This is a genomic window from Vibrio sp. V04_P4A5T148 (assembly GCF_963875605.1).
Lineage (GTDB): Bacteria > Pseudomonadota > Gammaproteobacteria > Enterobacterales > Vibrionaceae > Vibrio > Vibrio anguillarum.
In genome coordinates, this window is the sequence record NZ_CAWNMS010000082.1 from 1 (window position 1) to 11,204 (window position 11,204).

General features: G+C 45.7%; 5 protein-coding genes. All 5 read left to right on the forward strand.

Going from position 1 to position 11,204, the window contains the following annotated elements; translation table 11 throughout:
* Positions 1-223: 223 nt before the first annotated feature.
* The 5 genes from AACT18_RS15960 (at position 224) to pulA (ending at position 10,986) form a co-directional block, all read left to right on the forward strand.
* Positions 224-1,843, forward strand: a complete 1,620-nt coding sequence (locus AACT18_RS15960; RefSeq protein ID WP_094125671.1) for an ATP-binding protein — start codon at positions 224-226, stop codon at positions 1,841-1,843.
* A complete protein-coding gene (locus AACT18_RS15965) occupies positions 1,840-2,520 on the forward strand; it encodes a response regulator (protein WP_013856664.1) in 681 nt (226 codons plus the stop codon). Before AACT18_RS15960 ends, AACT18_RS15965 begins: the two co-directional genes overlap by 4 nt.
* 157 nt (positions 2,521-2,677) lie before the next feature.
* Positions 2,678-3,457 (forward strand): substrate-binding periplasmic protein, encoded by a 780-nt coding sequence (locus AACT18_RS15970; RefSeq protein ID WP_094143179.1) that lies wholly within the window; start codon positions 2,678-2,680, stop codon positions 3,455-3,457.
* 24 nt (positions 3,458-3,481) lie between these two features.
* Positions 3,482-4,456: a chemotaxis protein gene (locus tag AACT18_RS15975; RefSeq protein ID WP_026027355.1), complete on the forward strand. Its 975-nt coding sequence runs from the start codon at positions 3,482-3,484 to the stop codon at positions 4,454-4,456.
* A gap of 488 nt (positions 4,457-4,944) precedes the next feature.
* On the forward strand, positions 4,945-10,986 hold the full coding sequence (gene pulA, locus AACT18_RS15980) for a pullulanase-type alpha-1,6-glucosidase (RefSeq protein ID WP_094124686.1): 6,042 nt from the start codon (positions 4,945-4,947) through the stop codon (positions 10,984-10,986).
* Positions 10,987-11,204 lie beyond the last annotated feature (218 nt).

Consider the following 11,204-nt stretch of genomic DNA (forward strand, 5'->3'; position numbering starts at 1 on the left):
ATAAAATTTTTCTAAAATAGGTGTGATATAGATCACGAAATAACCATTATAATTTTTTATAAAACCTTGTGCATATTCTGCTTGGCAAGTCTTCGAAATAGATTGCAATAAAACGAACCAAAATGGTGCGTGGAATGCGTAGTATTGTTCACAGTTATTCGTTTCTCTCTTCGCTCAAATGTTAAATAAGTGTTAGCTTGTATGCAGAGTTAAAGAGGGATTTATGGTGTGGAGTAGTATCAGTTTTCGTAAGCGTATGCTGATCATAATGACCCTTTCAGGGTTGATTGAATTACTGCTGTTAGTTGCTGCTGGTTTTGTGTACATCAAACATTCTCAAGAAGAAGAGATGGGCTTAAAGGCCTTAGGGGTTGCTTCATTTCTTGCACAAACTCCATCAGTGGTCGATATGCTTGAATCTGGTAGTGGGGCGGATCACCAACAGCGTTATCGAGAGTTAACAAAATTAATCGGTGCAACCTTCATTGTTATCGGCGATCAAAATGGGATCCGCTTAGTCCATCCTGTTGATGAACGAATTGGTCTTCCCATGAAAGGGGGAGATAACGATCAAGCTTTGCTACATGGTGAGTCATACGTTTCTTTTGCTCAGGGTTCATTGGGTAAATCCGTGCGTGGAAAATCGGCGGTAAAAAATGCCCAAGGACAGATCGTTGGTGTGGTGTCAGTTGGTTACTTAATAGAACGACTACAAGATAAAATTGAACCTTTTCTTATCTACTTAATTGGGATGGCACTGCTGGTAGTGCTGGCGAATGCTGTACTTTCCAGCTACGCCTCACGCCGTTTTCAGAAAGCGATACTCGGTTTTGAACCAGAAGAGATTGGCCGATTGTATGTCGAACTCGATGTCACCATGAGTACCTTAAAAGAAGGAATTTTAAGTATTGATGAGGCGGGTATTCTTCGTTCCATTAATAAAAGTGCGTGTGAGATTTTGGCGATTAACCGAGAGAAAGCGCTGAATCAACCACTTTCTCTTTTTCTGCCTGAAAGTGATCTCATGAGTGTTATTGAAAGTGGCACGCCTGATCACGACATCGAGCTGTACCTCAATCAGCAGCGTCTGATCGCCAATCGAAGTCCGATTATTGTTGACGGTAAAGTGGTTGGGGCGGTGTCCAGTTTCCGCCTCCGAGATGAAATCAACGAATTAACCGAGCAACTTTCTCAAACCAAAGAGTATGCGGAAATGCTGCGCTCTCAAACTCATGAACATCGCAACAAACTCAACACCATTAGTGGGCTTGTACAGATGGGAGAGCTGGAAGCGGTTCAGCATTTAATCGGCCAAGAAACGGCTCATTACCAATCGCTCATTGAATTTCTACGCGAGACAGTTAGAGATCCACTCATTGCCGGAATGCTGCTGGGTAAAACTGAGCGGGCTCGTGAACTTGGTTTGGAGTTAGTCGTTGAAGAGGGATCGCGTCTAGAACCTTTGCCGCAGCGTATCAATGCCGAAGATATCGTCACTATCTTGGGTAACCTGATTGACAATGCATTTGATGCGACACTCACGATGATCCGCAATGAAAAACGGGTGACACAAGAACGACGCATCATTGAAGTGTCACTCAGCGATTATGGTGCCGAAATTATTCTTGAAGTGGATGATAAAGGGTGTGGTTTACCCGAACAAATGTCGCCACAGCAATTATGGCAAAAGGGAGTCTCTAGCAAAGCAAAACATAACCGAGGTGTGGGTTTACACCTGGTAAAACAGTTAGCTGATCGCTATCAAGGGCAGCTAGAAATGAAAAGTAATCAAGATGTTGGAACAAGAGTTACTGTTTATCTGCCTAAGGAAGAACAAGTATGAATACCCGTGTCATGATCATTGAAGATGATATCGCGATTGCGCAATTACATCATCGTTACCTGACACAAATTGAGGGATTTGAAGTCATTGGCATTGCAACGACTCACGCCGATGCCCAATTGCAGTTAGATATCCTCAAACCCGATTTAGTATTGCTGGATGTTTATCTACCGGATGGTACGGGGCTCGATCTCTTACAGAAAGTTCGAGGCAACAACCAAGGCTGTGATGTAATTTTGATTACTGCAGCGCGCGATGTTGAGACGCTACAACAGGCAATGCGTGGTGGCGTAGTTGATTACTTGCTCAAGCCAGTCATGTTTCCCCGTCTTGAATCGGCATTGAAGAAATACCAAACCCAACAATTAGAGCTGGGTTCCGTGGCTGATGTTGACCAAAACGTAGTTGATAAAATGTTGACAGCCAATACCAGTGAGCTTCCCACTCATCTGCGTCTTCCTAAAGGAATTGATGGGGTTACGCTAGACAAAATACGTCATCTTTTTAACACACCATGCAGTTTGACCGCGGACGAAGCGGGAGAAAAAATTGGCGCAAGTCGAACCACGGCAAGGCGTTATCTGGAATATTTAATCAGCAGTGGTGAGCTAACCGCCGACTTAAATTACGGCACGGTTGGTCGCCCGGAGCGTTGCTATAAAAAAGTTGTACGTTAGGCCGAGAGATTTAACGGGTTAACCGCATGAAATTTAATGCTATTTAATCACGTCGTTCGTATTGTTGATGATGAATGCTTGCGATCAACTAGACGGCGTTTCAAACCCCATCTAAAGTTTAAGGACAAAAGGCAGATAACATCATGTAGGAGAGAGGATGAACGTAATCAAATATCTGCGTACTATTCTACCTATGTGGCTAATCAGTGTGTTGGCATCATCACCTGCTTATCCCGCTAGTCTTGAAACACTAACGTATTATACAGAGGCCTATCCCCCTTTTAATTTTATGAATCAGGGCAAAATCACTGGAATTTCGGTTGATTTACTTCAAGAAGCCGCTAAATTCTCAGGACATGACGTATTATTGAGCCAGATCGTATTGCAACCGTGGGCTCGTTCTTACCGCTCCGCCATCTTGAAAAAAGACGGAGTACTTTTCTCGACAACAAGGACGTCACACAGAGAGGAATTATTTCATTGGGTAGGCCCAATTGATGACATCAAAGTTTCGGTAATTGCACGTAAAGGCAGTAATATCAAACTTGGGGATCCTTTAGAAATTACCTCCTATAAAATCGGGGTGATAAAAGATGACGTCGGCGAACAAATGCTGTTGCAATATGGTGTTCCGAGAGACTCAATGCAAGAAGCAACAGATGTTACTATGCTGGCAGAACAATTAGTGAAAAAGCGTATTGATTTGATTGCATACGATGAGCGGTCAGCTCATTGGTGGATAAAGCAAGCAGGATATGCCCCCGATCAATTTGAAACACTTTATGTGTTAAAGCAGGGATTACTTTACTATGCTTTTAATAAAAATATAGACCAAACACTATTAGACGATTTACAAATGGGTATTGATAAAGTAAAGAACACGGTTAATGAAGACGGTGTTAATCGATATCAAGCCATATTAAACAAATACCAATAACCATTCTTAAGATTAGTGACCAGTATGAGCAACCCAAGTAGTACAATTTTGACAGAGAGTGGTACCAACGAACTTGAGATTATTGAGTTCCATTTAGAAAAGGTACTGCCAGATGGACGCACGAAAACCTGCTATTACGGCATTAACGTTGCGAAAGTTAGGGAAGTGATACAAGTTCCTGATACCACCGATTATCCCAATGCTCAGCCGCATATGATCGGTGTATTTTCGTCACGTGATGTACTGACTCCGTTAGTTGATCTTGCCGGTTGGCTTGGTGTGCCTACTAATCCAAGCCTTGATCGAAAGTTTGTTATCGTGACGGATTTTAACCGCATGACCAATGGCTTTTTGATTGACAGCATTAGTCGTATTCACCGTATTTCTTGGAACGATGTTGAATCGCCGAGTCAGTTTTTAGAAGCGGGTGAGCAAGATTGCGTCGTGGCGGTTGTGCGCAAAGATGGCAACCTGATCATGATTTTGGATTTTGAGAAAATCATCGCTGACATCAACCCTGAATTGAGTATGGAAAAATACGATGTCACGGTGGACAGATCGGTCGACCTCAACCAAAAAATGATCAGCAAACGTAATGCGAAAACCATCATGGTGGTGGATGATTCGGCGTTTATCCGAAGCTTAATACAAGACACATTAAGCTCTGCAGGCTACAACATTATTGCGTGTAAAGACGGTGGTGAAGCCTATGAGAAATTGATGGAAATTGAAAAAGTAGCCAAGTCCGAAAACGTACCCGTGACAGAGTTAGTGAATGCGATAGTAACGGATGTAGAAATGCCGCGCATGGATGGTATGCACTTGTTGAAGCGCTTGCGTGACAGCGAAACTTATAAAACAACGCCGATAGTGATGTTCTCCTCGATCATGAGTGATGATAACCGAGCCAAAGCATTAGCACTGGGTGCTGATGATACCTTGACCAAACCCGAAATTGGCAAAATGGTCACCCTGATGGATAAATATGTATTTGCTTAACCTTTATACTCTTCCCACTTAGAGTTGTTTGGGTATAGCGGTCAGTCTGCGACCAATTAAGGAGAGTCTCATTTGAGGCTCTTTTTGTTTTACCACAATTCTGAACGTTAAGCTCAGCGGCGCGAATAGCGAACAATGAGTAAGGAGAGATGGGAGGAACATCAAACTCTATTAGATTGGTCAAAATGTAATATTCTTTCACATTTCATGATTCCTCATTCTACGCTTTGTCTTTCCGATCACGTTTTTATCTTGCTCTCTCTGCTTTCCTTTCATCTCATTTACCCTGAGCGTGAGTGAACTCTGTGTTTTTCTTCTCCTCCCTTGGCTCTACGCCCTGAGGGCAAAATGGCAAGGGGGAGGTAATTGGCGGTGTCAAAATTATAACGTTAGCTTAGGTAGATATAGGCATATGTCTACTGATTTATAGGTTTTCTGCCAGCAGTGAGAGCAGGACGAGCACTAACGTTATAAAACGGATTACAACAATGAAAACAAACCTAACGAGAATGACTTTAGCGTTTGCTTCAATTGGTATGCTAGCGGGTTGTAATGACTCGTTAGACGTTCAAGTCATGGATGGGTATTTAACCAATGCCCAAGTTCGGCTGGATGTGAACGGCAATCGTCAATTTGAACAAAACGAACCTCAAGCGTATACCGACCAAAAAGGTATCGCAAAAATTAACGTGGCGGGGCTGCGTGGTGACGTAAAAAATTATTATCTGATGGCTTCTGCTATCAAGGGAAAAACCGTTGACCAAGATATTCCCACCGTCAAAATGGCGCGCAATTATTTAATGATGGCGCCAGCAAATTATCCGGTGATCAGCCCTTTTACGACTTACCTCAGCGTGCAGATGCAAAATGGTAAGCGAGAGAGTAAAGCGTTGGCTGAGCTGAAAAAGGCGCTGCGTATTCCAACTTTGGATGTCAAAGCGGATTATGTCGATAACCACATCTTGGTTGCTCAATCTGCTAAAGCGCTAGCGCAACTGCTACCTGCTACTATCGATGACTCCAGCTTGCCTGAATTGGCCAATACCTTGAAAAAAGCCAGTAAACGGTTTGGCGATGAGATCAAAAAAGCGCAGCGAGAAAAGAGCGATATTCGCGATAAAACACTGATGCTTGAACATGGTGAGCCTGTTATTGGCTTTGATAGCGATAGAGATGGCGTAGCCGATTTGATTGACCACTTTCCTTACGACATCCAAGAGAGTATTGACTCCGATAATGATGGCATTGGCGATCACGCAGACCTAGACGATGACAACGATGGCTGGCCTGATGAAACTGAATGGCGATTAGGGACAGACCCTTATGACGCCTTAAGCTTTGCTGCCGATCTCGATGGCGATGGCATTGCGGATGTCGAAGATGATGATATTGATGGTGATGGGTGGAGCAACGCCGATGAAGCGCGTTTAGGAACGGACGCCAATGATGTTTCAAGCGTTCCTGCTGATCTTGATAGTGACGGTATTGCCGATAGCGAAGATGACGATATTGATGGTGACGGCGTGAGCAACGCGCAGGATGTATTCCCACGAGATCGCTTAGAAAGCCTTGATACCAATAACGATGGGCTAGGGGATTTTGCCTCAAGCGACGATGACGGTGATGGCATCCCCGACAGCATTGATCCACAACCGAAACAGGCGGATAACTCGACAACCGAGCCGACCCTAACTTATCAAGAAGCGATTATTTACTACCTGCGTGATGACAATAATTATGACGGCTGGGGACTACACCTTTGGAACAACGGTAGCTGTGATTCTGTTTCTGAATCTGCGCTTAATGGCGTGGATTGGGGAAATCCTTACTTAGCCTCAGAAATCGACCCGATTAATGGAGCGATATATCGCATTCCACTTAAAGCAGAACATGGCAACTGCATGAACTTTATTGTGCACAGTGGCAATGATAAAGCGCTGGGCGGCGATGATTTAGTGCTGGATTTTGTCAAAGGCAATACGCTTTATACGCGCCACGGTAGTGCGGCGCTCAACTATTCTCCGAATGAGCAAATTCAAGTTGCCATTGAGGGCGCAGCTGCACATTGGCTTGCGGTAAATCAACTGGCGTGGTTCGATCACAGCGAAGCGGCAAGCTATGAGCTTTGGAGCCGCGTACAAGGCAATGGTGATATCGCCCATCCTGAACAATTCATCCATTACCCATTAGCCTTGTCAGGCGTGACCAATAATGCGCATTTCCCACATTTAGCGGGTCGAACAGCCTTCAGATTGGATGTGAGTAATGAACAAGCTAAAGCGCTGTTGAAAACTCAGCTACTGACAGTGGCGAGAGATGCTGAAGGCAAAGTACTGGTTGCAACAAAAGTACAGATCCCAGGAATAGTCGATAATCTTTACACGGCTGGCAGCGATGATGCCGATGAAGCGAAACTTGGCGCTTGGATAGACGGTGATAGCGCGCATTTTGCGCTATGGGCTCCGACCGCGCAGCAAGTGGAGTTGTATCTGTATGATCAAGATAAAACCCTTCGCAGTACCTCCTCTCAGCCGATGGTTGAAGATTCCAACACCGGAGTTTGGCACTATCAAGGTGAGCGCTCGCTGAAAAACAGTTTCTATCGTTACCGCGTGCAGGCCTACCATCCTAAAACGGCGCAACTTGAATGGATGATGACGACCGACCCGTATTCTCAATCGCTCAGCACATCCAGCCTTTATTCTCAATTGGTGGACTTAACCGCCGCAGAGTCAAAACCGGACGATTGGGATACTCAAATTATTCCTGAACTGACTCATCCTGAAGATAACATTCTTTATGAAGTACACATTCGTGACTTCAGCAACAGTGATAGCAAAGGAACAGCGGAATACAACGGTAAGTATCTTGCCTTCTTGGAAGAAGAACGTGACAGTGTTGCGCACCTGAAAAGTTTAAAACAAGCGGGTTTAACCACCATTCACTTACTGCCAAGCTATGATTTAGCGTCGATTCCGGAAGATGAGCAAAAGCGGGTCGATCTTAATGATACGGTCGCAAAACTGTGTGGTATTAACCCGCAAGCGTCGCTCTGTTCTGATGGCACGTCGATGAGCGCGACCATACTTTCTTTGTTGGAAAAAACCGACCCGAATACACCACAAGCACAAGCATTACTTGCGGATGTGCGGCCGCTTGACAGCTTCAACTGGGGTTATGATCCATTCCATTACAGCGCGCCAGAAGGCAGCTATGCGGTGCAAAGTGATGGTGTGTCACGGGTGAAAGAGTACCGCCAGATGGTGCAAAAACTGCATCAGCTTGGTTTTCGAGTCGTGCAAGATGTGGTCTACAACCATACCTACTCGTCAGGTTTGTATGACAAATCAGTACTGGATAAAACCGTGCCCGGTTATTACCACCGCTTGAACCCCATCACAGGTGCGGTTGAAAATTCTAGCTGCTGTGACAATACCGCTTCAGAAAACCGTATGTTCGAGAAACTGGTGGCCGATAGTGTCACGATGTGGGCGCAAGATTACAAAATTGACGGTTTCCGTTTCGATCTTATGGGACACCTGATGAAATCAAGCATGCTCAAGATTTATGAGGCGGCGAAAACGGTTGATCCTGACACTTGGTTCTATGGTGAAGGCTGGAACTTTGGTGAAGTCGCCAACGGTGCCAGAGGCGAAAATGCCACGCAATGGCCAATGGCTGGAACGGGAATAGGGACTTATAACGATCGCTTACGTGACGGTGTGCGTGGCGGTGGTCCATTTGATAGCGGTGAGGCGTTATTAACCACACCGGGTTTTGCTAATACAGGTGATCGATTTAGTGATGAGCTGAAATCGAAAATGGACTTAATTCGCTATGGCATGGCTGGCAATTTACAAGCCTATCCATTGCAAACCGCCAGCGGCATGACATTGCTTGGCCGTGATTTCCAATACGGTGGTCAAGGCGCGGCCTATACACTTGACCCACAAGAGTCGATTAACTACGTCTCTAAACACGACAATCAAACCCTGTGGGACTTCAACCAATATAAAGCAAAAGCAGAAACCAGCTCAGCGGATAGAGCGCGCATGCAGATCATTGGTCTTGCGCCAGTAATGCTTGGGCAAGGTGTTCCTTTTTTCCATATGGGGTCAGAACTACTTCGCTCAAAATCGATGGCGCGCGACAGTTACGACAGTGGTGATTGGTACAACCGTGTTGACTTTAGCAAGCAGACCAACAACTGGAATGTCGGCTTGCCAAGAGCAGATAAAGATCAGGCCAACTGGAGTGCGATTCAAAGTGTGATAGCCAACCCCAATACGGTAGCTTCCGCGCAAGATATCGCATGGACAGACAATGCCTTCAAAGCCTTGCTGGCGATTCGTGCGCAAACACCGTTGCTCAAGCTCATCTCTGAGCAAGAAGTGTTAAATCGTGTTCGTTTCCATAATACGGGGCCAAATGCTCAGCCTGGCATGATAGTGATGTCGGTGAATGATGGTGTTTCAGCCGGTGCGGATCTCGACCCTAACGTTGAGGCCATCGTTGTCGCCATCAACGCCAATAGCGCAGAGCAAAGTGTCGTGATCCCGAATGCGCAGCGCTTTGAATTACATCCTGTTTTACGCACAGCACAAGATGTGCGTGTTAAATCGAGCCAGTTTAACAATGGCCGCTTTACCGTCTCAGCCTTAACGGCGGCAGTGTTTGTGATGCCGCAGCAGGGCGAGCAGGGTGCCGGCTTAAGCATTGATGCGCCACCAATTGATGTTGCACCTTATGGTTCAACCACGGTGTACGTGCGTGGTTCGATGAACGGTTGGGGAGTTTCAAATCCATTATCCTATCAGCAAAATGGTCTCTACACGTTTGAAGGTTATCTGACTCCCGGAGTGTATGAATTCAAAATTGCTTCTGAAGATTGGAGCACACTAAACCTTGGTTTTGGTGGCTTTAGTATCGCTAGCGGTTCCGCGACATTGGAAAATGCAGGAAATGGCAATATCAAGCTTACCGTTACAGAGCAAGGTGTTTGGAAGTTCACACTGGATGCATCCAACAGATCGCAACTGGTGGTTGGCGTTGTGGATACGGGTGTTGACTACGCGTGTTATCAAGACAATAACCCCGCTTGTGATTTGCGAATTTATCAAGTGATGGTGGAATCCTTTGTTGATGGAGATTCAAACGCTGATTACGGTGTTGGTTACGGCAACTCGCACCATCGTGGTGATTTGCAAGGCATCATCAATAGCTTGGATTATATTGCTAGCTTGAACGTTAATGCGTTGTGGTTAACGCCAGTATTTGATTCCTGTGCGGGTCAAAATGGCGATGATAAGCTTGACGCTACTGGCTATTTTGCGTGTGATTATTTCAACGTAGATCCTAACTTTGGCAGCAACGCTAAGCTAAAAGAGCTGATTGATCGTGCGCATGACAAAGGGCTGTACGTGTTATTGGATGGCGTATTTGGCCACACCAGCTCTGTTGGCGTGAAAGCGTCACCGAGCGGCAAGTTGCCTCAGCTTCATGATGGAGAAAGTGGTTATCCGGGCAAGTTGGTCACTTATCCTAGCCAAGCGAGTGAGGCATTTTTCACTGAAGTTGCCAGCTACTGGATCCGTGAGTTTGGCATTGATGGCTGGCGTTTAGACCAAGCGTATCAAGTCCCGCTTGAGAGTTGGCGTTCGCTGCGCGCGGCGGTTGAACAAGCATCGCAAGATAACCTCAATGCAGGGAAATCATGGGGCACATTAGGCTATATGGTCGGTGAAGTGTGGCAAGGGGCTGATGACATTACCCTAACTGCGTATGGCAGTGATGCAAACCCAGCGCTCTCCTCTGCCTTCAACTTTCCTTTACGCTATGGTGTGATGCAAGCACTAGCAGTGGAAGAATCTGGCGCAAGCGGTAGCGCTCTGAGTCTAGAGGCCAGTTGGAATAACCGAGCGAAATCGCCTTATCACGCCATGCCAAATCTAATGTTAGGTAATCATGATTTGGTTCGCTTTGGTGACCTGATCCAACGAGGTAATTTAGGTGATTATTATGCGCGACATCTTGCCGCGTTCAGTTTTCTTGCTGCTTATTCTGGGCCAATTACGCTTTATTATGGTGAAGAGATTGGGGATGAAGTCGAAAACTTTGCAGCGCAAGTGACACAAAATTGTGCCGCTGTTGGTTTGTGTGATGATCACGTTGCTCGTTCTAGTGGCAAAGTAGATGGTTCAAGCTTGTCACCACAACAGCAAGCGCTGAAAAACAGCGTCAGTCAATTAATGCTACTGCGCAGCCAATACCCGTCACTGGTTAAAGGGGAGCGGCGTAATGTGTGGATTGACGAGAGTTTATACGCTGATCTCAAAGTCTACGGTGATGAGCAGATCCTCTATGTGCTTAACACCAGCACTGCGGAGCGGAGATTATCTCTTGATATGGGAAGCGTAAAAGCTGCGACTCAATTGAAGGATTTAATGACTGAAGAGACGATCGCCACACAAATCGGCACAACGACAATCATCGTTCCGGCTTTAACTGGTCGCTTACTTCGACTGGATTAATCGTTAAAGCAATAAAAGCTCGCTACGGCGAGCTTTTTTCTTGTATCGAGAAAACCCCCAGCTAGGCTGGGGGTTCCGTAAAGCTTACAGCTATAAGTCAGTTATATAACCCCTTTCAATTTGATAAAAACGTCTTGTGGTCTGGCAACTGCAAGAGTTAATTAAGAATTGAAAGGGGGTCCCAATGGGGGACGAAAAGAGCTTAGCGCACACGCGAT

Excerpts from the sequence above, each read along its gene's own strand:
- AACT18_RS15960 (WP_094125671.1), top strand. The coding sequence starts at position 224 with ATGGTGTGGAGTAGTATCAGTTTTCGTAAGCGTATGCTGATCATAATG.
- AACT18_RS15965 (WP_013856664.1), top strand. The coding sequence starts at position 1,840 with ATGAATACCCGTGTCATGATCATTGAAGATGATATCGCGATTGCGCAA.
- AACT18_RS15970 (WP_094143179.1), top strand. The coding sequence starts at position 2,678 with ATGAACGTAATCAAATATCTGCGTACTATTCTACCTATGTGGCTAATC.
- AACT18_RS15975 (WP_026027355.1), top strand. The coding sequence starts at position 3,482 with ATGAGCAACCCAAGTAGTACAATTTTGACAGAGAGTGGTACCAACGAA.
- pulA (WP_094124686.1), top strand. The coding sequence starts at position 4,945 with ATGAAAACAAACCTAACGAGAATGACTTTAGCGTTTGCTTCAATTGGT.